Source organism: Lacinutrix cladophorae (genome assembly GCF_053604645.1).
In genome coordinates this window covers 337,831-361,545 of the sequence record NZ_JBSHNR010000119.1, presented here as the reverse complement: position 1 = coordinate 361,545, position 23,715 = coordinate 337,831, and the positions used below count along the sequence as shown (strand labels likewise).

The following is a 23,715-nucleotide window of genomic DNA, read 5'->3' as shown; positions in this document are numbered from 1 at the left end:
AAATGTAATTGTTTTATAACATAACTTATTTAGAATTTAAATCCATTACTTTTGTAATACATCAAAAAAATAGATTATTGAAACTTAAAAAAAGCTATATCACAATTTTATCTCTTTTGATATGGCGTTTTTTTTCTGAGTTTTCTATTTTATTTATTAAGTCAGAAAGAATAACAAAACAGAAATTTTTCTTAATATTTCTATTTTTCTCATTTACTATTTCATTTTCGCAACAATACACCAACTATTCTACAAAAGATGGTTTACCTAGTAATCATGTGTATACCATTACGCAAGATGCTAAAGGGTTTATATGGTTTTTAACAGATAAGGGCATGGTAAAGTATAATGGGGAAACCTTTAAAACCTTTACAACTAAAAATGGTTTGCCTAATAATGATGTTTGGGAAGCTTACCCAACACCAGATGGAAAAATTTGGTACATGTCTAAATCTACTAAATTGGGTTATATAGAAAATGATACGGTTATCTCTTTTCCTAATAACAATAAAGATGAGATTATCAATCCTTTATACACCTCTCGAGTTGGAGATTCCATATATCCTACTGGACCTAGAAAAACATTTACTTTAAAAGATGGTACATGGTATGGAGAGTCAAATGAGTATATAGAAGGTACAACAGATTGGGTTAAAATTAGGCATAAAGACTTTCGGTTTATGTCTTTTAATCGAAATCGAGAAATACTAAATATTTATAAAGAAGACTTCGTAAAATCAGATAGTATTCTAGCGGATAATATTTATGGAAAAATAGGAATAAGAGGTCAGATTAATGATAGTTTATTTTATTGGTCTAGTAATGCTTGGTATTCCATACTTAATTTAAATACACTAGAGTTTAAACAATATAATTTAAAAGAAAGTAATGGTAATAGCATAACTACATATTCAAAAATCAATAGTATTAATAATTCGTTTCAAATTTCAGTAGATGGTTATGTGGCTAAACTAGATAAAGATTTTAAAATATCTAATCCGTTATATTTTCCTCAAAATTTACAGTCTCACTTTGGGTTTGTCGATAAATCAAATACGGTTTGGTTAGCTACTTTTAATAATGGGGTTTATAAATTACCTTATGTAAAAAGAGAAGTTAAATATAGATTGCTAAACGAAAAAGTACAAAGCTTTAATATTATAGATAATAATTTGATTGTTGGTGTATATAAAAAAGGGTTCTATACATACAATGCAAAAGAAAAATCATTTCAACAGATTATTGAAAGTAACGATTATATTTTTGGAGCTAGCGAAGTTAAGCCTTTAAATACCAGTTTTTATGCATTCAAGCACGCTTTACAAAAAGAGGTAAATAAAAAAATAGAAACAATAAATCTTTCAGGGGTATTAAATGAAAAGGTTGCTTCAAATGAGGTTGCACGTAAATTAGTCTATTTTAATGGGAAGTTATATGGGAATTTTTCGTTTGGAATACATAGGCTAAATCCTGATCCTTTAAAAACTGAAAACGAGTATACTCAAAAAGGATGTAATGATATTATTCGTTTTAACAACCAACTTTTAGTTGCTACTACCAATGGTTTAAAAGAAATAAAAAAGGACACGTTAGTGCCCGTTACTTTTAAAAACAAAGCCTTAAAAAAATCAATATTAAGCTTAAATGTAATTGATGATACGCATTTATTAATTAATACAGACGGTTTTGGTTCATATATAACAGATATGCAATCTATAAAACCTTTGCAACAAACAGCATTTTTAATTGTTGAAGAAGCTTTTATTGAAGATAATGCATTATGGTTAGCAACGAACTCTGGTGTGTTAAAATTTGAAGCAGATAATGGTAGCTATAATTTAAGTAAAACATATACCACTAGTGATGGTTTACCAACAAACCATATTAACACCATTTATGTAAATAATGAAAGCCTAATAGTAGGTACTAATAATGGTATTGCAATTGTACCAAAACACCAAGAAAATATTTCGCAAGTAGTAGATGTGTATATTGATAAAGCGAGTTATAACAATCAAGATATTTCCGCAAGCAATTCAGTATTTAAATACAAAAGCAATAATAGTCTAAATGTTAAAATATCTAATATTGATTTTTCAGATAAAGAAGCCGACTTCACTTATAATTACAAATTAGAACCTATTAATAAAGATTGGGTAACAACAACAACTAATAATTTTAGTTTTAATAACATACAACCAGGAGAATACACATTATATATTACTGCAAATACCATAAAAAAACAACTAAGCTTTACTATAAAACCATTATGGTGGCAAACATTTTGGTTTAAAATTTTAATAGGGTTATTAGGTATTTTTTTAGTCGCTTTTATATCTAGGTTTTTTGTGAGACGTTCTCAATTTAAAAAAAATCAAAAAATATTTGAAGATAAACGCTTGTCCGAATTACAACTTAAAGCATTACGATCTCAAATGAATCCGCATTTTGTATTCAATTCTCTTTCTGCAATACAGTATTATATTGGGGAAAATGATTTTGAGTCTTCAGAAACGTATTTGGTGAAATTCTCAAAGCTTATTCGTCAATTTTTTGAACTATCAAAAGAAAATGAAATCTCATTAGAAACAGAAATTAGTTTGCTTAATAACTATTTAGAAATTGAAAAACTTCGTTTTAAAGATAAGCTGAACTTTACTATTCATGTAGATGTTAATTTAGTTACCGAAACTACAAAAATACCAACCATGCTATTGCAACCAATAGTAGAAAATGCTGTAAATCATGGTGTTTTTAATAAAATGGAAAGTGGAATAGTAATATTAAATTTTATTTATATCGACGCACAATCATTTAAAGTAGAAATTATAGATGATGGAGTAGGTTTTATAAATACAAAAAAGCGAAAAAATAAAAGTGTTAAATCTTCTATTGTTTTAAAAGATAGATTACATTTTTTAAACCATTCAGGAAAGTGGGAAATAAGCCATACAGAAGAAGAAGTATATCCACACAAAAAAGACAAAGGAAATAAATCTGTATTTTTAATTAAGAAAAAATAAGAATGAATAGTATTACCGCCATTTTGGTAGATGATGAAATTTCAAACCTAAAAGGTTTGCAACGAAAGCTTGAAAATTTGTTTCCTAAAATTCAAATTTCTGGTGCATTTCAAAAGCCAGAAGATGCTATACAAGCAATTCAGCAACAAGAACCTAATATTCTATTTTTAGATATTGAAATGCCTAGAATGAATGGCTTTGAATTACTTTCTAAACTAAATGAAATTAATTTTCAAGTAATTTTTGTAACTGCTTATAATGCATATGCTCTTAAAGCTTTTAAAAAAAATGCAGTAGATTATGTTTTAAAACCGATAGATAATGAGGATTTAGTAACAGCTGTAAATAAAGCATTTGAGATTATTAAATTAAAAAACGAAAGTGAAAGTAATTTAAAAATTGTAAGCTTATTAGAAGAAAGTATTTCTAAAAACAACAAGATTATTGTACCTACACAAAAAGGAATTTCTTTTATACCACAAGATGAGGTTTTGCATCTAGAAGGCTATGAAGGGTATACTAAAATCCACTTAATACATAACACTACAATAATAAGTTCCTATAATTTAGGTAAGTTTGAAAAATTACTGAACACCAATTTTTTTAAATGCCATAAATCCCATATTATAAACCTTGAGAAAGTGCGTCACTTTGAAAATGAAGGCTATATAGTATTAGATAATAACTACCGTGTACCAATATCTAAAACCAATAAAAAAGCTTTTTTAAGTTTGTTTAGTTAAGCATTTTGTATCTATAATATGACAAAAAAAAGCGCTTTAAAAATCTTAAAGCGCTTTTTTTGTGTTATACTAAATTAGTACTTAATAATTTTCTTGCTTAAGTCTTCTACTTTTAAAAAGTAAGTTCCGCTAGGTAAGTTTTTAGTAGAAACCTTTGTGTTGAAATCTGAAAGTTTCCCTTTTAAAACAAGCTTTCCTAAAATAGAATATATTTTAAACTCTTTATTTAATAATGAGTCTGTGTTAAAAGTAATATGGAAATAGTCTGTACTTGGGTTGGGATACGTATTAAATGCAATATGCTTATTGTCTTCTTCATTAACAGATAAAGAACTAGTAAATATATGGTCTAGAGTTGCCTGAATAAAAAAGTCTAAATCATTATTTGGTGTTATCCCATTTGTTACAGATGCATCAATATTTGTAGGGTTAAACAGGGTAGACATAACACTAAAAGTATTGCCTTCATAAAACGTCATAGTTGTTTCTCCTGCATTAGGATAAGAGGCTGGACCAAATTCGTAAACGCTAATGCCTTCTGGTCTTGGTGTTACTCCATCGATATAATATAAGGTGGTATAAATCCAAGTAAGTGGACTAGGGTAATCTGAACTTACATTAGTGTTTCTTTCGATTTGAGGAACTCCTAAACCGCCATCATCTACATAAGTTTGTGTGTCATAAGAAGCTAACCAAGCATAATCATACATAAACTCACCAGGAGTAAAAGTAGCAGGAGCACCAAAATACGTTCCGAATAATAAGTCACTACCAACAATCCATAATTTCCCACCATTATTTAAATAGCTTCTAAGCACTGTATTTCCTGTATTACCATTAGACCAAAAATTTAGGTTTGAGCTATCATCACCAGTATACCAAATGACCAAATCATAAGTGTCAATTACTGCACTAGTAGGTATTCCATTGGTATTAGAATCATGTAAAGTTACACTTGTGTAAGATGTGGTTAATATAGAATTGTAAAAGGTAGAATTATCATTAATGCTAAAATCATTATCCGTTACTAATAAAATATCATTTTGTGAAAAGGATAGTATTGTAAAGGATAAGGATAAAATTAAAAGTATTTTTCTCTTCATATTTGTTGATTTTTAGTGAATTAAAATCAAAATTAATAAAAAAGAATTAGTTGTAAACTTTTTATAAGAAAGAGTTTTAATGTTTTTCTTCTATTTGTTTAATTAGGGATTAAATTGCGAATTCATTAAAAAAACGACGGTTAATTTATCTTTTGTTAATTAAAGATTTTAAGTGTTTCGCTATTCCTTGTTTCCTCCTAAATGCAAACAATCTTTTAAACTTTGCATACCATGAAAAGGCACGACCGTTTTTTCGTAGCCATAGGTTCCACTTAATTCTTTAGATAAATTGTGGTCATCCACATTTACTTCAATATCATTCATTTTAAACTCGCAAGGATGTTCGTAACCAGCAGCATGCGTTATTTCTATAAATTCTTTTCTAAAGGTTTTAAAATATTGTGCTAAACGTTCTGATTTTAAAGGAACATCTATTCCGTTTTGTGTCCATTTTTTTTGAGTAGCAATTCCAGCAGGACATCTATTGGTATGGCAAATTTGCGCTTGTATGCAACCAATGCTCATCATGGCTTCACGAGCAACATTTATACAATCTGCTCCCATAGCAAAAGCCATGGCAGCTTTAGCAGGAAAACCTAATTTGCCACTTCCTATAAAAACAATACGTTCACTTAAACCTTTATTTTTAAATAATTTATATAAATCGCCAAAACCATAAACCCAAGGTAAGGAAACATGATCCGCAAAACTAGGAGGAGCAGCTCCAGTACCACCTTCACCACCATCAACAGTAATAAAATCTGGACCTTTTCCTGTCGCTTTCATTATATCTGCAAGTTCTTCCCATTGTTCTAGTTTTCCAATAGCTGCTTTTATGCCAACTGGTAAACCTGTTTTTTCAGCAATTAATTCAATGAAATCCACCATTTCTGGAACGTTACTAAATGCTTTATGATTTGGAGGAGAAAGTACATCTTTACCAACTTCAACACCTCGAATTTCTGCTATTTGCGGAGTGATTTTTGCTCCTGGTAAAACACCACCTTTTCCAGGTTTAGCTCCTTGTGATAATTTTACCTCAATGGCACGAATGAAAGGGTTGTCTTCTACAAGTTTTATCATTTTTTCCATAGAAAAACCGCCATCTGCTGCACGTACTCCAAAATATCCAGTTCCAAAATGAAAAACAACATCTCCACCATGACTGTGGTATGGAGATAATCCACCTTCTCCTGTATTATGATAAGCACCAGCAATTTTAACGCCTTTATTTAATGATTCTATAGCTTTTGCAGAAAGCGAACCAAAACTCATAGCTGAAACATTTATTACCGAGGCTGGTCTATATGGCCGTTTACGTTTATTAAATTCCCCCATTACTTTTGCGCAAGGAAGAAACGATTTATCTATACTATTTGGGTGGTCCTTTTTTATTTGATAGGGCATCATCGCATTATTTATAAAAAGATGCTGGTGCGCATAAATATCTCTATCGGTTCCAAATCCTTCGTAGTTATTTTCTTTTTTTGCCGAAGCATATATCCAACCACGTTCAATTCTATTAAAAGGTAGCTCTTCTCTGTTGTTTGCTACAAAGTATTGTCGCATTTCGGGTCCAATGCTTTCTAGCCAATACCTTAAATGTCCTACTATTGGGAAATTGTGGCTAATGGTATGTTTTGTTTGAAAAACATCACGAATAGCAATAATTATTAAAACGAATAAAACCCACATCCACCAAGATATTTGACCTAAGAATTCTAACATATTTCTAAAAATTTATTATTTATTAGAGCCGTAAAGATATTCAAAAAATAAAATATAGAGAACATCCTGAAATTGTTTATAATTATTAATAATTAGGAGGCGTTAAAACACAAGGATTGGTTATTTTCACGTTTTATTAAATGAAAGAGATTTGGAGAAGTATTTAAGTCAGTTAAACGAAGCACAATTAGCACCAACCATTCAAAAAGATGGTCCAATGATAGTAATTGCTGGAGCAGGTTCTGGTAAAACTAGAGTGCTTACCTATAGAATTGCATATCTAATGAGTCAAGGTGTAGACTCGTTTAATATATTAGCATTAACCTTTACCAATAAGGCAGCTAAAGAAATGAAAGAACGTATTTCTTCCATTGTTGGTCCTGAGGCTAAAAATTTATGGATGGGAACCTTTCACTCCGTATTTGCTAAAATTCTCCGTTTTGAAGGACATCATTTAGGCTTTCCAAGTAATTTCACCATTTATGATACCCAAGATTCGCAACGTCTTTTAGGTTCTATTATTAAAGAAATGGGCTTAGAAAAAGACATCTATAAAACCAAACAAGTATATAGTAGAATTTCTTCCTATAAAAACAATTTAATTACAGTAAAAGCATATTTTAAAAATCCAGAGTTAATGGAAGCAGACGCCATGGCAAGGCGACCAAGAATGGGGGAGATTTATAAAGAATATGTAGATCGTTGCTTTAAAGCAGGTTGTATGGATTTTGATGATTTGCTATTAAGAACCAACGAATTACTAACCCGTTTCCCTAATGTTTTAGCCCAATATCAAGATAAATTTCGTTATATTCTAGTAGATGAGTATCAGGATACAAACCATTCACAATATTTAATCGTTCGAGCACTTGCAGATCGTTTTCAAAACATATGTGTGGTTGGTGATGATGCGCAAAGTATTTATGCTTTTCGTGGCGCAAACATTAATAATATCTTGAATTTCCAGAAAGATTATGAAGATGTGCAAATGTACCGATTAGAACAAAATTATCGATCTACGAAAAATATTGTAGGTGCTGCAAATTCGGTTATCGAACATAATAAAACTAAATTAGATAAAGTTGTTTGGACAGCAAATGACGAAGGTGAAAAAGTAAAAATACATCGTTCTTTAACCGATGGAGACGAAGGACGCTATGTAGCAGGAACCATTTGGGATGAAAAAATGAATAAGCAACTGCATAATAGTGATTTTGCAGTTTTATATCGTACCAACGCGCAATCGCGTTCTATTGAAGATGCTTTACGTAAAAGAGATATTCCGTATAGAATTTATGGTGGTTTATCTTTTTACCAACGTAAAGAAATTAAAGATGTAACCGCATATTTACGTTTAATTCTTAACCCAGCAGACGAAGAAGCTTTAAAACGTGTAATTAATTACCCAGCAAGAGGAATTGGGCAAACCACTATCGATAGGCTTGTAGTAGCAGCAAATGGATATGGGAAAACAATTTTTGAAGTTTTGCAAAACCTAGATAAGGTAGATGTAAATATAAATAACGGAACCAAAAATAAATTACGCGATTTTGTAACTTTAATTGAAAGTTACCAAGTAATGAATCAAACTGCAAATGCATTTGATTTAGCCGAACACGTTACCAAATCTAGTGGTTTAATTAGAGAATTTAATAAAGACGGAACACCAGAAGGAATTGTGCGATTAGATAACGTACAAGAACTTTTAAATGGTATTAAAGATTTTGTAGAAGGACAAATAGAACTTGCAGATGCTGGAGATTCTTTAGCAGAATTTCTTGAAGATGTAGCTCTTGCTACAGATTTAGATGCTGATAAAGGGGATGCGGATCACGTGGCATTAATGACTATTCACTTAGCAAAAGGATTAGAGTTTAATAATGTATTTATTGTTGGTTTAGAAGAAGATTTATTTCCAAGCGCTATGAGTATGAATACACGTAGTGAATTAGAGGAAGAGAGACGTCTTTTTTACGTAGCACTTACTAGAGCAGAAAAACAAGCGTATTTAACCTACGCGTTATCGCGTTATCGCTGGGGGAAATTAGTAGATTCCGAACCTAGCAGATTTATTGAAGAAATAGAAGACGAATTTGTTGAAAACACAACTCCAATTGAAGAACGTAGAATAAACCCAATGCTTTCGGCAGATATTTTTGGAGATGTAGAACCTAATAAAATTAGATTTAAAAAACCGAAAGAACTTACTTTTAAGAAAAAAGGTGCAAAGAAAGCAGCACCAGAGAATTTTAAAATATCTACACCTAAAAATCTGAAACCTGTTGCTAAAAGTAACACAGAACCTTCAGCAAATACCAATTTGTTTAATGGCGATTTGGTTGTTGGAAATATAGTAAAACACACGCGTTTTGGAAAAGGTGAAGTCGTGAAAATAGAAGGTGTTGGTGGTGATGTGAAAGCCGAAATTAAATTTGAAACCGGTGGTGTTAAAAAATTATTGCTTCGTTTTGCTAAGCTTCAAATTATAGGGTAGTTTTTATATTAACATTAGATGTTTGTGGATTGCCGGTGCTATTCCTCTAATAGATGTGTTTCTATAAATGTATGTAGTTTCAAGGTAGTGTCTAATAGGTTTAAACCTGTCCAACCATGTCCTTCATTTTCATAGAGTGTAAAATCATGAATAACGCCTAAATCTTCCAGTATATCTCGCATAGCAGTGCCTTGTGTTGTTGGTATTAAAGGGTCTTCTCCACCATAGAATAAAATAGTAGGAGGTGATGTAGCAGTTAATTGGTGATACGGACTTACTTCTTCTAAAAACTCAATATTATCTCCTTCGTCAAACACATCTAATAATACTTGTAAATCAGGATCAGTATTGTTTAAATACGCTGGATCCGTAAAATTAGTAGGGCCTACAACGCTACAAACCATTTTGGTTTGGTTATCTGCATCAAAAGCATAACTCCAAAGCATTGCTAAATGAGCTCCTGCACTTACACCAATAAAACCTAAATCGTTAGAAGTGACATACTCGTTTTGTTTATTTTTTAAATAATTTACAACTGTAGTTATATCGTTTATTTGCATTGGGTATGCCTCTAATGAGTTGTTTGCCAATCTATAATTCATGTTTACAATAGCAACCTCAGGTAAGTTTTGCAACATATAATCTTTAAAATTATTCATATCAGCTTTGTCTCCAGCAATCCAACCACCACCATGAATTAATAGCATAACCTTGGTGTATTCGGTTCGGTTTGCAGGAAGATATAAATCAAAAACTTGCTCACTATCTGTACCATAAGAAATATTTAATTCTTCATAATAGTCTAATGATTCGTTGTTAGCATCTAGCGTTTCGTCTGTATCTATACATGAAACAGTAAAAAACAATAGAGAAATTACTAATAAAGTTTTAGAGATGGTTTTCATGATAAAATATTTAATTACTTTGTAAACGTTTTTTAAAGATAGTTATTATGGCAGAATTTATAAAAATATACGAGGAGAACCCTAATAATAAGATGATTAGGAAAGTGGTTAGTGTTTTAAAAAAAGGAGGATTAATCATTTACCCTACAGATACGGTATATGGTTTAGGTTGCGACATTACGAATACAAAGGCTTTAGAACGTATTGCAAGAATAAAAGGAGTGAAGCTAGAAAAGGCGAATTTCTCTTTTATATGTCACGATTTAAGTAATTTAAGCGATTATGTAAAGCAGATTGACACTTCTACCTTTAAAATTTTAAAACGAGCACTTCCAGGACCTTATACCTTTATTCTTCCAGGAGCTAAAAGTTTGCCTGTTGCTTTTAAAAAGAAGAAAACAGTTGGTATTCGTGTGCCAAATAATAATATTGCTTTAGAGATTGTTAAAGAACTAGGCAATCCAATAATTTCTACTTCTATTCGAGATGAAGATACTATTATAGAGTATACTACAGATCCAGAATTAATTTTAGAAAAATGGGGGAATTTAGTCGATTTAGTAATAGATGGTGGTTATGGGGATAATGAGGCTTCTACAGTTATCGATTTCTCGGAAGGTGACCCTATAATTGTAAGAGAAGGAAAAGGAAGTTTAGATATTTTTTAAACCAAAATTTATTAACTTAAAGATGTCACTTCTGGTGATTGGAGACGGAGGAGCAAATAGTATCGAGAAGCGCAGTGATTTTAATACAATAAGAACAAATGATGAAACCAACCAACAAACACATAAACTATATTGAGTTTAAAGCCATAGATTTAGAAAAAACGAAAGTGTTTTACAATAAAGTATTTGGTTGGGAATTTACGGATTATGGACCAACATATATTGCTTTTGAAAATAGTGGAGTAGCTGGTGGTTTTGAAAAAATAGATGCAGAAATTATAAATGGAGTTCTAGTGGTTTTATATCATGACGATTTAGATGCTATAAAGCAACATGTAATTGCAGCGAACGGAAAAATTAGTGTAGATACCTTTTCTTTTCCTGGCGGAAAACGATTTCAGTTTTTTGATCCTTCTGGTAACGAGCTTGCTGTTTGGTGTTATGAATAATGATGCTTGTTTAATTTGCGTTAAGGATTGCAGTGGCATCCTTTTTTTGAGGTACGATAAAAAAGATATAACGAAAAGCCTGACCTTTAGGTAACGCCATAAAAAAAGCACAACCGTTATAGTTGCGCTTTTAAAATATTCTTTTATAAAATTTAATTTTCTTCAGAAAGCGATTTCATTTCTGTTTCAATCATTTCATAGAATTGATCGATTTTTGGAAGAATATAAATTTTTGTTCTACGGTTTATTGCTTTATTTTCTGCAGTATCATTAGGAACTAAAGGTAAGTGATCTCCACGTCCTGCCGCAATTAATTGAGCTGGATTTACACCTAAACTTTGTAAAGCTCTAACAATAGCAGTACTACGTTTTACACTTAAATCCCAGTTGTCTACTAAAACACCACCTCTGTTATATGGTACATTGTCTGTGTGACCTTCTACCATTGCTTCAAAGTTTGGTTTGCTGTTAATTACTGTAGCAACTTTTCCTAAGATTTCATTTGCTCTATCCGAAATATCGTAGCTACCAGTTTTAAATAATAACTTATCTGATAAAGAGATAAATACAACGCTTTTTTCTACGTTAATTTCAATGTCTTCGTCATTTAAACCTACTTCTTTCTTTAAACTAGTAACTAAAGCTAGTGTTACACTATCTTTTTTAGTTAAAGCATCTTGTAATCTAGAAATTTTAAGGTCCTTTTCTTTTAAACTTTCTAAAGATTTTTCAAGATTCTCGGCACCTTTTGTAGTTAATACAGTCATACCTTGTGTCGTTTGTATTAAATCTTTATTGGTGTCTTTTAAGTTTGCAAGTTGCTCTTGTAGCGCTGCTACTCGTGCACTTACTGCAGATTTGTCTTCTAAGCAACTATTTAATTTAACGGTTGCTGTATTTAGTAAATCTTGTGTTGTTTTTTGTTTGGCTTCCATAGCTGCGAATTCTTTTTTAGATACGCATGAACTTAAAAGCAAAAGTGCTGTTGCACTTAGTAATACAATTTTTTTCATAATAAATGAATGGATTAAATAATGTTAATTTAACGCACCAAAATTATACAAAAGATTGATACAAAATTCAATCATTAACAAAAACTTTAACATTTTTATAAACAATTAAAACGTCTTGTAACCTTTTAAGAAATAGGAAAAAACAATAGATTTTTTAGTGTAATACCCTTTTTTTTTCGGGAGTGTTTTTCGTTGTTTTAATAACCTTGGTAAAGATATATAAAAACTAAAATGTGCTTTAAATATTGCAAGGATATGTGAAAATTTAAATTGTAATAAAAATAGTATTCCTGCTAAACCATCTAATACTAACCTTGTAAAGATTAAGGTAAACAAAGAGCCAGAAGCATTTTTAGTGATAGTGAATAGACTATTTCTAAAATTTAAGTAGGTTTTTTTAGGATTACCACTTTGTAAAGTAGCACCTCCAACATGATACACAGTGGTCGTTGTAATATATTTCGTTTTGTAATTTAAATTAAATGCTCGCCAGCATAAGTCTATTTCTTCCATGTGAGCAAAAAAACTTTCATCAAAACCTTTTAAGGTTCTAAAAACGTCTTTTTTAATAAAAAAACATGCACCAGAAGCCCAGAAAATAGAAGCATTTGGGTATTGGTTTGTGTCTTTTTCAATAGTATTAAAAATTCTTCCTCTACAATACGGATAGCCATATTTATCAATAAAACCTCCTGCAGCTCCAGCATATTCGAAATGCGTTTTGTTTTTATAATCTAAAATCTTGGGTTGTATGATGGAGGTTTCTTGGTTGGTTTTAAATTCTTCAAGAATAGGAGGTAGCCAGTTTTTTGTAACCTCAATATCACTATTTAATAGGCAATATATGTCTTCTTCAACATGTTGTAAAGCTTGGTTGTAGCCTTTTGCATAGCCGCCATTTTGAGTGTTTTGTATGATTTTAATTTCTGGATAAGTAGTCTTTATAAAATGCACAGAATCATCTGTAGATGCATTATCTGCAACATAAATTGTTGCTTCTTTAGAATGTGCAACAACAGAAGGTAAGAACTTTTCTAAAAGCGCTTTACCATTCCAGTTTAATATAACTACTGCGATTTTCAAATAAAAATATTTTTAATTTATCTATTTATAGAAAGATCTTAAAATGCTTCTATTCCCCTATTTGATCTATTAAATGATTTGTGTTTGGGATTTTCTTTTTCCAGATTTTTTCTAAATACTTATAGAGTAAATAACAACTTAGTATCCCGAAAGGTAACATTAAGAAGCTAAGAAGGGTTTCATTAAAAGTATCGAGAAATCCAGGAGAAATAAGCTCGACAGTAACACCAATTATAAGGCTAAATATTATTATTCCTGCATAATAAACAACAATACCTAAAATTGCAAAACCCCATTTGTTTTTATTAAACTCTTCTGCTAATTTGTAGAAATATTTTCCAATCCAATATAATAATACTAATCCTAACATCTTTAATTCTTGTTTTTTATTTATCTGAGTTAATGTTCTAAGAGCGACTTTTTATTGTAAGCAGTAATCTGGAATTTCTTTTAAAAACTGATATCGTTCTGCATCAAAATCCATTTCGCAATAATAATGATTAATTCCGTTAGTAACCATTAAATAAGTAGCATTTAAAGCTAAATTATAACGCGCAATTTGATCGAAAGTAGTTTGATCTATTTTTATTTTTGCCGATTTACATTCTACAATTAGATGTATACTTCCATCGGGATTAAAAATAACAATATCATAACGCTTGCGTAAGTTGTTTACTTTTAATTCTTTCTCTACGTTGATTAAAGATTTTGGAAACCCTTTTTCTTCTATTAAATATCGAACACAATGTTGCCTAACCCATTCTTCGGGTTGTAATACCACAAATTTTTTGCGTATTTCATCATATATTAGCGTTTTATTTTCGCTATTTTTGAAACGAAACGAATATGTAGGGAAATTTAGTTTTTGCACTACACAAATTTATAATTATAATGTCACATCGAGTGGTTTTCTTAGAAAATATTATCGCAGATTTATAGATACTTCGATAAAAGTAGAAAATAGCGTATACATCGATTGTTAAGAACAAATATTTTGGACGAAGTTAAACAACTAATAATAGACATAAAGAAAGGAAATCTAAAACCTATTTATTTTTTAATGGGAGAAGAAGCCTATTATATAGATAGTGTTTCCGATTATATTGAAGCGAATGTTTTAGCCGAAGAAGAGAAGGGTTTTAACCAAATGGTTCTTTATGGTCGTGATGTAACGATTGATGATATTGTAAGTAATGCAAAACGTTACCCAATGATGGCAGAACGTCAAGTGGTAATTGTTAAAGAAGCACAAGATTTATCTAGAACTATAGAACAACTTGCTGCTTATGCAGCAAATCCGCAACCTACAACCGTTTTGGTACTTAATTATAAGTATAAAAAAATTGATAAGCGTAAAGCACTGTACAAGGCAATTAAAAAAGTAGGAGTTGTTTTTGAAAGTAAAAAACTATACGAAAATCAAGTAGCAGATTGGATCCGAAGAGTGCTTTCTGGAAAAAATTATACTATTTCTCCAAAGGCATCACAAATGTTAGTAGAATTTCTAGGAACCGATTTGAGTAAAATTAGTAATGAGTTAGATAAACTTAAGATTGTATTACCAGAAGGTACACAAATTTCTCCAGAGCATATTGAGGAAAATATAGGTATTAGTAAAGACTATAATAACTTCGAATTACGTAAAGCTGTTGGGGAACGTAATGTTTTAAAAGCACATAAAATTGCACACTATTTTGCCGATAACCCAAAGGATAACCCAATGGTTGTAACGGTTTCACTGCTTTTTAATTTCTTCTCCCAATTATTGCATTTACATGGTTTAACAGATAAAAACCCAAGAAATGTAGCATCTGCATTAAAAGTAAACCCTTATTTTGTAAACGAATATATAACAGCAGCTAGAAATTACCCAATGCGACAAGTTAGTGTGGTAATTGCTACTCTACGTGAGTTTGATGTAAAAAGTAAAGGTGTTGGCAGTAACTCGGTGTCTCAAGGTGATTTACTAAAAGAGTTATTGGTTAGAATTATGAATTAATTTAAAAGAAGACAATTTATAGTTTGATGTCACAATTAGCCTGTCGAAGTGTTTTCTAAAATATAAACAATACAATATGAGACACTTTTTTTATTTTATAATCATTTTCTTAATATTCTCCTGCAAACAAAAAACCACACTCCCAGATCCTTTGCAAGCAGGTTGGCAAGGAGAAAGTGTTTGTGAAATGATACATGAAGACAAACAAGTACGTGTTTTAAAATGCACATTTGCTCCAGGTGTTGGCCATGAAAAACACGAACACCAACCACATTTTGGTTATACTTTAAAAGGAGGGACTTTTAAAATTAAAGACACAAGTGGTACTAAAACGGTGCATGTAAAAACAGGAACTAGTTGGAGTAAAGATAAAGTGACACAGCATGAAGTTTTAAATGTTGGAGATAGTACTTCGGTTTATTTAATTATAGAATACAAGTAATTTATTTAAAACTGTAACAGTTTAAAAAAAAACTGGTCTTTAGTTTGTGTTTAACCTTTAAAACAAAACCAATGCATACTTTTTTAAATTACAAATCGAATTTATTTCTTGTTTTTATAGCAATTTTTTTCTTTCAAACTTCTGTAATACAAGCACAATCTAAAACTTTTACAGTAAAGACTTTCGATAAAGTTATTGTTAGTCCACATATTGAAGTAGTCTTTAAAACCGCAGATGTTGAAAAAGTGGTTATAGAAATGTTAACCGAACCTTTAGACGAAATAAATGTAGAAGTTAAAGGGAAAACACTTCAGTTATATCTTGATGATGCAAAAACAGTAACCGAAAAAGATAAAGAAACAAGTACAAAAAATAGAACCGTTGCTGCTTATAAAGGAACCGTTGCAAAAGCGATTGTATATTATAAAAAAGTAAAAACATTTTCTTTAAGAGGAGAAGAACGTTTTAATTTTGAGGATGCTATTATTTCAGATAAAATAACTTTTAATATTTATGGTGAATCGCAAGTGATTATGAAAGATGTTACTTTAAAAGAAATGAAAGTATCCATTTATGGTGAAAGTCATTTAAAAATAGAAAACGGAAGCATTGAAAATCAGAAAGTTATTGGTTACGGAGAATCTGTTGTAGATCTTTTACAAGTGAATAGTAAACTTGCTAAAATTACTGCGTATGGCGATGGTAGTTACCAATGTAATGTTTCCGATAAACTAAAAATAGTTTCTTATGGAGAACCAACGATTACCTATAAAGGAGGTGCAACTTTAGAAAAAGGGCTTTCTATAGGGGAAGTGGAAATTGTTAAAATAAACTAACTATCGTACTTTACTTCTTAAAACTAGTTTATGTAATAATTTAGGGGAAATTCGTTTTAAATAAATACCAAATCTTTCCTTTTTACCAATATATGCTTCAAACTTTTCTTTACGGATTGCTTGAAGCATTTTTTTTGTAAATACAGCTACAGGAAGCCCTTTTTCGGTCATTTCATCTTGATCTCCTTGTTTGCTTCCATCTGCTGTTAAAGCATTTCTAGCGACATTAGTATTAACAAATCCAGGGCAAATCATAGTGACTTTTACATTGTCTGCTTCATGTTCTAAACGTAAAGCATCAAAAAAACCATGTAAAGCATGTTTTGCACCACAGTAAGCAGATCGAAAAGGAGAACTAAACTTTCCCATTAAACTAGAAACAACCACGTAATGGCCATAATTATTAGCAACAAAATGTGGTAAAAGTGCTTTGCTTAAAGCAACAGTGCCTAAATAATCTACTTCCATTAATTTTCGGTCTACTTCTATAGTAGTTTTAATTATTGTAGAACGCTGACTAATGCCTCCATTATTAATAAGAACATCAATCTTTCCGAAGCTGGAAATAGCCATTTCAGTTATTTTTTTAAGAGAATTTGTTTCCGCTAAATCTAAAGGTAAAACAGTAATGTTTTTAGGATTATTACATAGCGCTTTCACCTTTTCTAGTGCTTCTTTTCTTCTAGAAGAAAGAATCAATTTGCAATTTTCTTGCGAAAGTGTAATTGCTAAGCTTTTACCAATTCCGCTGGAAGCGCCAGTAATCCATACTACTTTATTATTAAATGTCATCTTGTACTTGTGAATATAAGTATTTTTAGTCTCTTTTTATTTTTCTGAAAACTGCGATTGTGATTGAAAACTCTTTTTTTTCCATTCAGCTCTTAAATCCCCACTCAATTTTCCGGTACCATCATGTTTCCAACCCGGAGGTTTTATTAAATATAAAAACCTATTTTTTAATGATTTTTTTCCGGAAAAGGCATCTTTAAATAAGCTAATCCACTCTATAAAAGCAATTTTAACAGGATTATAGGTGTTTATATTAGATACCAAACCATAAACAACCTTTTCTTCTTTTAGTTCGGCTTGAAAAGTGCCAAAAAGCTTATCCCAAATAATTAGAATGCCAGCATGATTTCTATCTAAATATAAAGGGTTACTTCCATGATGTACTCTGTGATGCGAAGGTGTGTTCATAACAGCTTCAAACCATGAAGGCATTTTATGAATAGCTTCGGTATGTATCCAGAATTGGTATAATAAACTAATAGACATTTGTAGTATAATCATTCCTGGATGAAACCCTAAAATTGGTAACCACAACCAGAAAATAAAGGTGTAAAACCCTCCAGACCACGTTTGTCTTAATGCAGTACTTAAATTATAATGTTGTGACGAATGATGCACCACATGCGAAGCCCAAAATATTCTGCATTCATGCGAAATCCTATGAAACCAATAATACGCAAAATCGTCAGCAAAGAAAATAAGTATAAAACTCCACCAAACTATAGGGATGGTAAATAATCTGAAATTTTCATACACATAAAAAAAGCTAATCAAAACCAAAGCCTTACTAAAATAGCCTAAAAAAACATTCCCTAAACCCATAGCAATAGACGAAACAGCATCTTTGGTTTCATAAGTCTGGATGTTTTCTTTTATGGTGATATAAAGCTCTAATAGCATAGAAACTATAAAAAACGGAATAGCATAAAGAATAATATCGGGAAACTCTGTCATTTTTTTGTTAAAAAATTATTATCACTAGCAGTGGTTTGGTATGCAAAATACAAAAATTATTGTCTATTTTTGGAGCGAATTATGATAGCAGCCTACAAAAAACATATTTTAAATTTTAAGCAAGCAAGTGGGACTTCTCGTGGGATTTTAAAAACCAAAGAGACTTGGTTTTTAATTTTAGAGCATAAAGGTAAGAAAGGTATTGGTGAATGTGGAGTTTTTAGAGGCTTAAGTATTGATGATGTGCCAGACTATGAAGAGAAATTACAATGGACTTGTACCAATATCCATTTGGGTTTAGATATTTTATTTGCAGAATTAATTGCGTTTCCAAGTATCCAATTTGGATTAGAACAGGCCTTTATTTCTTTACAAAATGAAAACCCTTTTATTCTTTTTCCTTCCGAATTTACACAAGAAAAAGATAGTATTCCTATTAACGGATTAATTTGGATGGGAACAGAAGCTTTTATGAAACAACAAATAAAAGATAAAATTGAAGCTGGTTTTAGTTGTATAAAAATGAAGATTGGAGCAATAGATTTTCAAACAGAGCTTCAGTTATTACAATCTATTCGAAAAGAATATTCGCAAAATGATATTGAATTACGAGTAGATGCAAATGGCGCTTTTTCACCATCCGAAGCATTAGAAAAATTAAAAATACTTTCCGATTTAGATTTGCATTCTATAGAACAACCAATAAAACAAGGTCAAATTTTAGAAATGGCAAAACTTTGTAATCAAACCCCTTTACCAATAGCTTTAGACGAAGAATTAATTGGTGTTTTTAATGTAACGAAAAAAGAAGAATTACTACAAACAATACAGCCACAATATATTATTTTAAAGCCAAGTTTGGTTGGCGGATTTAAAGGAAGTCAAAATTGGATAGATTTAGCAGAAAAATATCATATTGGTTGGTGGATTACAAGTGCATTAGAAAGTAATGTTGGTTTAAATGCTATTGCGCAATATACCTACACTTTAAAAAGTACATTACCACAAGGGCTGGGAACTGGAGCTTTGTTTACTAATAACTTTGAAAGCCCTTTACAGGTAAAAAATGGTACATTGCAATACCAACAAAATAAGAATTGGAAATTTAATTTATAAACATGTATATAGAACAAGCATTTAAATCATTACACGAGTGGTGGAGGTATTTAGTAGGATTCATCATTATTTGTATCGTATGGCAATTATTAGGATCTTTTCCTTTAATTGGTGGTATTTTTTATTCCTTGGGTTTTGAAGGAATAAAAAATGGAGATTTCCCTGAAGATATTCCAGGGATGGCCGAAATTTTGGGTAGTAACCTATTTTTGTTTTTAATGCTATTAAGTTTTGCTATTGGTTTAATTGGAGTGTTTTTTAACTCTAAAGTAGTGCATAAACAGTCGATTACAGAATTAACAACAGCAAGAAAAAAAATAGACTGGAATAGGTTTTGGTTTGTTTTTATACTTTGGGGTACGGTTTCTTCTGCCTTTGTATTTTTAGATTATTATATGGAGCCAGAAAGCTATGTATGGAATTTCGAATTGATGCCTTTTTTAACACTTGCGGTAATTGCAATCTTGTTTATACCATTACAAACTAGTATGGAAGAATACCTTTTTAGAGGTTATTTAATGCAAGGATTAGGTGTTATTACTAAAACAAGATGGTTTCCATTACTATTTACTTCTATTGTTTTTGGTTTGATGCATTTAGCAAATCCAGAAGTAGAGCAACTAGGTTATGTAATTATGGTATATTATATTGGTACAGGATTCTTTTTAGGTGTTATGACGCTTATGGATGATGGTATAGAACTTGCTTTAGGTTTTCATGCAGCTAATAATTTATTTACTGCTTTATTGGTAACTGCAGATTGGACAGCTTTTCAAACAGATTCTCTATTTAAAGATATTTCTGAGCCAACTTCGGCAGGATTTATAGATGTATTTATGCCAGTTTTTATTGTTTTTCCTATTATCCTTTTTATTCTTGCTAAAAAATATAAATGGACTAATTGGAATGAGAAACTTTTCGGAAAAGTAATTACGCCACCAAAAGAAGATTATAAAATATTAGAATAATGACACCAGAATTTACCAAAGTACATAATCGTTTTAAACTGAATAATAATAACTATACCTTTGAAGACCTTAAAGATGTAGGTTATAGCTTGATTAAAGAAGGTTTAGCATATGAAAAAAGTCTAGGTAATTTTTTAATAGATTGGTTAGATAATAAAGACTATCTTATTGTAGATACTTCCGGTTCTACTGGAAAGCCTAAGTCTATAAAACTAAATAAGCAAGCAATGGTACACTCTGCTATTGCAACTGGAGATTTCTTTAAATTACAACCTGGAGATGTTGCTTTACATTGTTTGCCAACCGAGTATATTGCTGGTAAAATGATGCTAATTAGAGCTATGATTTTAGGTTTAGAACTAGATTTAGTTGCTCCAACAAGTCAGCCAATTTTTGATTATGATAAGCATTATGATTTTTGTGCTATGATTCCTTTACAGCTTCAAAAAACCAAAGGATATTGCGATAATATAAAAAACATAATTGTTGGTGGAGTTGCTGTTTCTGCTAGTTTAAAAAAAGCAATTCAAAGTTCTAAATCAAACGTTTTTGAAACTTATGGTATGACAGAAACCATAACCCATATAGCAGTTAAAAAAATAAATAATCTTAGTAAAGCCGAAGAGAAGGATGCTGGGGTTTTTAAAACACTTCCAAATATTATTATTACTCAAGATGAAAGAAATTGCTTAATAATAGAGGCTCCATCGCTTTTAGATCATAAAATAGTAACAAATGATGTTGTAAAATTACATACAGAAAATACTTTTGAATGGCTTGGTAGATATGATAACGTTATTAATTCTGGAGGAGTAAAGCTGTTTCCTGAGCAAATAGAAGCAAAGCTACAATCTAAAATAGAGAATCGTTTTTTTATAAGTAAACAAAAGGATGAAACTTTAGGTGAATGTATCATTTTAATAGTAGAAGGTAAAGACAATACTGTAGATACATCGGTTTTTGCTGGATTAGATAAATTTGAAATTCCTAAGAAAATCTATTCCGTAGAAAAATTTATGGAAAGCGATAATGGTAAGATTCTTCGTCATGAAACACTAAAAACTTTAGAATAAAGGGTTTACTCACCCAAACGTACAGTTCACGCATTTCTGGTTTTAAACACTAGCACTTAGGTATAGTTTTACCTAAACTTTAAAACCAAAAATGTATGAAACATGTATTACAATTTGTTTTTGTGTTGTTTGTAACAATACAATTACATGCACAAGAAAAATTAATTACAGGAATAATAAGCGAAGTAAATGGTTTGCCATTACCGGGAGCTACTATAATAATAAAAGGCACTACCGTTGGAACTTCTAGCGATTTTGATGGAAAATACACTATTAAAGCGCATATTGGAGACGTATTACTGTTTCGTTATGTAGGTTTTTCAAACGAAGAAAAAACGGTTAGAAAAGCAGATACAATTAATGTTTCGTTAAAACCAGATAATACACTTGACGAAGTTGTTGTGACCGCTTTAGGATTAAAGAAAGAATCGAAATCTTTAGGTTATTCTGTTTCTAAAGTTACGTCAGCATCTGTTAATTCAGCATTATCTGGAAAAGTAAGTGGTGTTTCTGTGAAGCATAGAGGCAAACGAAAAGTAAAAAGACTATCCAATTCAAAACCTTTGCATGTAAAGAAAAAGTTTAATGATGCCGTTGGTAGTTCCTCTAGAATAATATTAAGAGGAAACGCTACAATTTCTAGAGAAAGTAAGCCGCTTTTTGTAATTGATGGTGTACCAATTGATGGTTCTATTTTGAATACGCAAGCAATTAATAAAGAAAAAATAAAATCTATTTCTGTATTAAAAGGTCCAAATGCAGCAGCTTTGTATGGTATTCGTGGTTCGAATGGCGTTATTGTTGTACAAACAAAAACAGGAAAATATAAACTGCCAAAAGCTATTAAAAGAGCAATTAAAGAATTGGAAAATACACCAAAAGATATAGCCAATAATACGCAAGAAGTTTATGAGGAAATAATTGAAAATAATTTTGAAACTACCACGTCATCACCACTTTCAACTTTTTCTATAGACGTAGATAAAGCATCTTATAGCAATGTGAGAAGAATGATAAATAGCGGTCAACATATTCCTGCTGATGCTGTTAAAATTGAAGAAATGGTGAATTATTTCGATTATAATTACACACAGCCAACTGGAGAACATCCGTTCTCTATAGACACAGAATTAACAGTTACTCCTTGGAATAGCGAAACCAAATTAGTGAAAATTGGTTTACAAGCTAAGACATATGATAATGCAGAATTACCACCAAGTAACCTCACGTTTTTAATAGATGTTTCTGGTTCAATGGGTTCGCAGAATAAATTACCATTATTAAAGTCGGCTTTTAAATTATTAGTGAATCAATTGCGTGAGCAAGATAAAGTTTCAATAGTTGTATATGCAGGAGCAGCAGGAGTTGCTTTAGAACCAACCTCAGGAAAAGATAAAAATAAAATATTAACTGCTTTAGATAAATTGAAATCTGGAGGTTCTACAGCTGGAGGAGAAGGTATTGAATTAGCATATGCATTAGCAGAAAAAAACTTTAAAGAAAAAGGAAATAATAGAGTGATTTTAGCAACAGATGGCGATTTTAATGTTGGCGCATCCAGTGATAAAGACATGCAAATCTTAATTGAAGAAAAACGTAAATCTGGCGTGTTTTTATCTGTTCTTGGCTTTGGTTATGGTAACTACAAAGACTCTAAATTAGAAACTTTAGCAGATAAAGGAAACGGAAATCATGCATTTATTGATACCATGCAAGAAGCTAATAAAGTGTTTGGAAAAGAATTTGGAGGAACACTCTATACTATTGCGAAAGATGTGAAAATTCAAGTAGAGTTCAATCCTAATAAAGTGCAAGCATATAGATTAATTGGTTATGAAAATAGACTATTAGAAGATGAAGATTTTATTGATGATGCAAAAGATGCTGGGGAATTAGGAAGCGGACATACCGTTACTGCTTTATACGAAGTGATTCCTGTAGGAGCAAAAAGCAAATACTTAAAGGGTGTTCCTGATTTAAAGTATACCAAAAAAGAGATTTCTGATAATTTTCAAGACGAATTATTAACTGTTAAATTTAGATACAAAAAACCGGAAAGTAAAAAAAGTATAGAGATGATACATATTCAAAAAGACATCGCTGTTGAAGCTTCTAAAGACATGCAATTTGCATCCGCTGTAGCTTTATTTGGAATGCAAATGCGTTATTCTCAATACCATAATAATTCTAATATAAAAGATGTTATAGATCTTGCTGAAGCAGGAAGGGGAGAAGATAAGCTTGGTTATCGTTCCGAATTTATACGACTGGTTAATACATACCAAAGTTTGTAAAAACAAAAGGCATTTGAAATTTTCAAATGCCT

The 23,715-nt window shown here is 30.9% G+C and carries 20 protein-coding genes and 1 pseudogene; 12 read left to right on the top strand and 9 right to left on the bottom strand.

Translation table 11 applies throughout. The features are described from left to right. Positions 1-77: 77 nt before the first annotated feature. Together ACVC3Y_RS11955 and ACVC3Y_RS11950 are read left to right on the top strand one after the other, a co-directional pair. Positions 78-3,023 (top strand): histidine kinase, encoded by a 2,946-nt coding sequence (locus ACVC3Y_RS11955; RefSeq protein WP_452227015.1) that lies wholly within the window; start codon positions 78-80, stop codon positions 3,021-3,023. A gap of 2 nt (positions 3,024-3,025) precedes the next feature. Then, entirely contained in the window at positions 3,026-3,766 is a 741-nt protein-coding gene (locus tag ACVC3Y_RS11950) for a LytR/AlgR family response regulator transcription factor (RefSeq protein WP_303423822.1), read from the top strand. A gap of 74 nt (positions 3,767-3,840) precedes the next feature. Here ACVC3Y_RS11950 and ACVC3Y_RS11945 read toward each other — a convergent pair whose 3' ends face one another. Both ACVC3Y_RS11945 and ACVC3Y_RS11940 read right to left on the bottom strand, forming a co-directional pair. Beyond that, positions 3,841-4,869, bottom strand: a complete 1,029-nt coding sequence (locus tag ACVC3Y_RS11945; RefSeq protein WP_452227014.1) for a T9SS type A sorting domain-containing protein — start codon at positions 4,867-4,869, stop codon at positions 3,841-3,843. A 180-nt stretch (positions 4,870-5,049) separates the two neighbouring features. Continuing rightward, positions 5,050-6,597 carry an FMN-binding glutamate synthase family protein gene (locus ACVC3Y_RS11940; RefSeq protein ID WP_303423820.1) on the bottom strand — a complete coding sequence of 516 codons (1,548 nt, stop codon included), beginning with the start codon at positions 6,595-6,597 and terminating at the stop codon, positions 5,050-5,052. Between the two features lie 151 nt (positions 6,598-6,748). Here ACVC3Y_RS11940 and ACVC3Y_RS11935 point away from each other — a divergent pair, with 151 nt between their 5' ends. Beyond that, positions 6,749-9,091 (top strand): ATP-dependent helicase, encoded by a 2,343-nt coding sequence (locus ACVC3Y_RS11935; RefSeq protein WP_452227013.1) that lies wholly within the window; start codon positions 6,749-6,751, stop codon positions 9,089-9,091. Positions 9,092-9,129: 38 nt separating this feature from the next. On the opposite strand, the pseudogene ACVC3Y_RS11930 reads toward ACVC3Y_RS11935, so the two are convergent. Next, a pseudogene (locus ACVC3Y_RS11930) lies at positions 9,130-10,014 on the bottom strand (alpha/beta hydrolase fold domain-containing protein); the annotation flags it as partial. Between the two features lie 29 nt (positions 10,015-10,043). Between ACVC3Y_RS11930 and ACVC3Y_RS11925 the strand changes: the two are divergent. Continuing rightward, positions 10,044-10,664 carry an L-threonylcarbamoyladenylate synthase gene (locus ACVC3Y_RS11925; protein WP_452227012.1) on the top strand — a complete coding sequence of 207 codons (621 nt, stop codon included), beginning with the start codon at positions 10,044-10,046 and terminating at the stop codon, positions 10,662-10,664. A gap of 98 nt (positions 10,665-10,762) precedes the next feature. Continuing rightward, entirely contained in the window at positions 10,763-11,113 is a 351-nt protein-coding gene (locus ACVC3Y_RS11920; protein ID WP_303423817.1) for a VOC family protein, read from the top strand. A gap of 152 nt (positions 11,114-11,265) precedes the next feature. Here ACVC3Y_RS11920 and ACVC3Y_RS11915 read toward each other — a convergent pair whose 3' ends face one another. The 4 genes from ACVC3Y_RS11915 to ACVC3Y_RS11900 form a co-directional block, all read right to left on the bottom strand. Next, complete coding sequence (locus ACVC3Y_RS11915; protein WP_303423816.1) at positions 11,266-12,126, bottom strand: OmpA/MotB family protein; 861 nt, start codon at positions 12,124-12,126, stop codon at positions 11,266-11,268. A 105-nt stretch (positions 12,127-12,231) separates the two neighbouring features. Next, positions 12,232-13,209, bottom strand: a complete 978-nt coding sequence (locus ACVC3Y_RS11910) for a glycosyltransferase family 2 protein (protein WP_452227011.1) — start codon at positions 13,207-13,209, stop codon at positions 12,232-12,234. Positions 13,210-13,258: 49 nt separating this feature from the next. Beyond that, positions 13,259-13,579, bottom strand: a complete 321-nt coding sequence (locus tag ACVC3Y_RS11905; protein ID WP_452227010.1) for a hypothetical protein — start codon at positions 13,577-13,579, stop codon at positions 13,259-13,261. 51 nt (positions 13,580-13,630) lie between these two features. Continuing rightward, entirely contained in the window at positions 13,631-14,080 is a 450-nt protein-coding gene (locus tag ACVC3Y_RS11900; protein WP_303423813.1) for a type I restriction enzyme HsdR N-terminal domain-containing protein, read from the bottom strand. A 123-nt stretch (positions 14,081-14,203) separates the two neighbouring features. Between ACVC3Y_RS11900 and holA the strand changes: the two genes are divergently transcribed. The 3 genes from holA (at position 14,204) to ACVC3Y_RS11885 (ending at position 16,486) form a co-directional block, all read left to right on the top strand. Continuing rightward, positions 14,204-15,208, top strand: a complete 1,005-nt coding sequence (holA, locus tag ACVC3Y_RS11895) for a DNA polymerase III subunit delta (RefSeq protein ID WP_303423812.1) — start codon at positions 14,204-14,206, stop codon at positions 15,206-15,208. Positions 15,209-15,284: 76 nt separating this feature from the next. Further along, positions 15,285-15,650, top strand: coding sequence for a cupin domain-containing protein (locus ACVC3Y_RS11890; protein ID WP_452227009.1), 366 nt, complete (start codon positions 15,285-15,287; stop codon positions 15,648-15,650). A gap of 71 nt (positions 15,651-15,721) precedes the next feature. Next, positions 15,722-16,486, top strand: a complete 765-nt coding sequence (locus tag ACVC3Y_RS11885) for a GIN domain-containing protein (protein WP_452227008.1) — start codon at positions 15,722-15,724, stop codon at positions 16,484-16,486. Here ACVC3Y_RS11885 and ACVC3Y_RS11880 read toward each other — a convergent pair whose 3' ends face one another. Both ACVC3Y_RS11880 and ACVC3Y_RS11875 read right to left on the bottom strand, forming a co-directional pair. Further along, complete coding sequence (locus ACVC3Y_RS11880) at positions 16,487-17,278, bottom strand: SDR family oxidoreductase (protein ID WP_452227007.1); 792 nt, start codon at positions 17,276-17,278, stop codon at positions 16,487-16,489. Positions 17,279-17,314: 36 nt separating this feature from the next. Further along, positions 17,315-18,232, bottom strand: coding sequence for a sterol desaturase family protein (locus tag ACVC3Y_RS11875; RefSeq protein WP_452227006.1), 918 nt, complete (start codon positions 18,230-18,232; stop codon positions 17,315-17,317). A gap of 81 nt (positions 18,233-18,313) precedes the next feature. Here ACVC3Y_RS11875 and ACVC3Y_RS11870 point away from each other — a divergent pair, with 81 nt between their 5' ends. From ACVC3Y_RS11870 to ACVC3Y_RS11855, 4 genes are all read left to right on the top strand, one after another. Next, positions 18,314-19,348, top strand: coding sequence for an o-succinylbenzoate synthase (locus tag ACVC3Y_RS11870; RefSeq protein WP_452227005.1), 1,035 nt, complete (start codon positions 18,314-18,316; stop codon positions 19,346-19,348). A 2-nt stretch (positions 19,349-19,350) separates the two neighbouring features. Then, positions 19,351-20,316, top strand: a complete 966-nt coding sequence (locus tag ACVC3Y_RS11865; protein WP_452227004.1) for a CPBP family intramembrane glutamic endopeptidase — start codon at positions 19,351-19,353, stop codon at positions 20,314-20,316. Continuing rightward, positions 20,316-21,389, top strand: a complete 1,074-nt coding sequence (locus ACVC3Y_RS11860) for an AMP-binding protein (RefSeq protein WP_452227003.1) — start codon at positions 20,316-20,318, stop codon at positions 21,387-21,389. Before ACVC3Y_RS11865 ends, ACVC3Y_RS11860 begins: the two co-directional genes overlap by 1 nt. Positions 21,390-21,484: 95 nt before the next feature. After that, the gene (locus ACVC3Y_RS11855) at positions 21,485-23,683 is read left to right on the top strand and encodes a YfbK domain-containing protein (RefSeq protein WP_452227002.1); all 2,199 of its coding nucleotides are present in this window, start codon (positions 21,485-21,487) and stop codon (positions 23,681-23,683) included. The last annotated feature ends 32 nt before the right edge of the window (positions 23,684-23,715 follow it).

What these genes read in the sequence shown, in the direction of transcription:
- ACVC3Y_RS11950 (WP_303423822.1), top strand. Translation starts at nt 3,026, where the DNA reads ATGAATAGTATTACCGCCATTTTGGTAGATGATGAAATTTCAAACCTA.
- ACVC3Y_RS11945 (WP_452227014.1), bottom strand. Translation starts at nt 4,869, where the DNA reads ATGAAGAGAAAAATACTTTTAATTTTATCCTTATCCTTTACAATACTA.
- ACVC3Y_RS11940 (WP_303423820.1), bottom strand. Translation starts at nt 6,597, where the DNA reads ATGTTAGAATTCTTAGGTCAAATATCTTGGTGGATGTGGGTTTTATTC.
- ACVC3Y_RS11925 (WP_452227012.1), top strand. Translation starts at nt 10,044, where the DNA reads ATGGCAGAATTTATAAAAATATACGAGGAGAACCCTAATAATAAGATG.
- ACVC3Y_RS11920 (WP_303423817.1), top strand. Translation starts at nt 10,763, where the DNA reads ATGATGAAACCAACCAACAAACACATAAACTATATTGAGTTTAAAGCC.
- ACVC3Y_RS11915 (WP_303423816.1), bottom strand. Translation starts at nt 12,126, where the DNA reads ATGAAAAAAATTGTATTACTAAGTGCAACAGCACTTTTGCTTTTAAGT.
- ACVC3Y_RS11905 (WP_452227010.1), bottom strand. Translation starts at nt 13,579, where the DNA reads ATGTTAGGATTAGTATTATTATATTGGATTGGAAAATATTTCTACAAA.
- ACVC3Y_RS11890 (WP_452227009.1), top strand. Translation starts at nt 15,285, where the DNA reads ATGAGACACTTTTTTTATTTTATAATCATTTTCTTAATATTCTCCTGC.
- ACVC3Y_RS11885 (WP_452227008.1), top strand. Translation starts at nt 15,722, where the DNA reads ATGCATACTTTTTTAAATTACAAATCGAATTTATTTCTTGTTTTTATA.
- ACVC3Y_RS11880 (WP_452227007.1), bottom strand. Translation starts at nt 17,278, where the DNA reads ATGACATTTAATAATAAAGTAGTATGGATTACTGGCGCTTCCAGCGGA.
- ACVC3Y_RS11875 (WP_452227006.1), bottom strand. Translation starts at nt 18,232, where the DNA reads ATGACAGAGTTTCCCGATATTATTCTTTATGCTATTCCGTTTTTTATA.
- ACVC3Y_RS11870 (WP_452227005.1), top strand. Translation starts at nt 18,314, where the DNA reads ATGATAGCAGCCTACAAAAAACATATTTTAAATTTTAAGCAAGCAAGT.
- ACVC3Y_RS11865 (WP_452227004.1), top strand. Translation starts at nt 19,351, where the DNA reads ATGTATATAGAACAAGCATTTAAATCATTACACGAGTGGTGGAGGTAT.
- ACVC3Y_RS11860 (WP_452227003.1), top strand. Translation starts at nt 20,316, where the DNA reads ATGACACCAGAATTTACCAAAGTACATAATCGTTTTAAACTGAATAAT.
- ACVC3Y_RS11855 (WP_452227002.1), top strand. Translation starts at nt 21,485, where the DNA reads ATGAAACATGTATTACAATTTGTTTTTGTGTTGTTTGTAACAATACAA.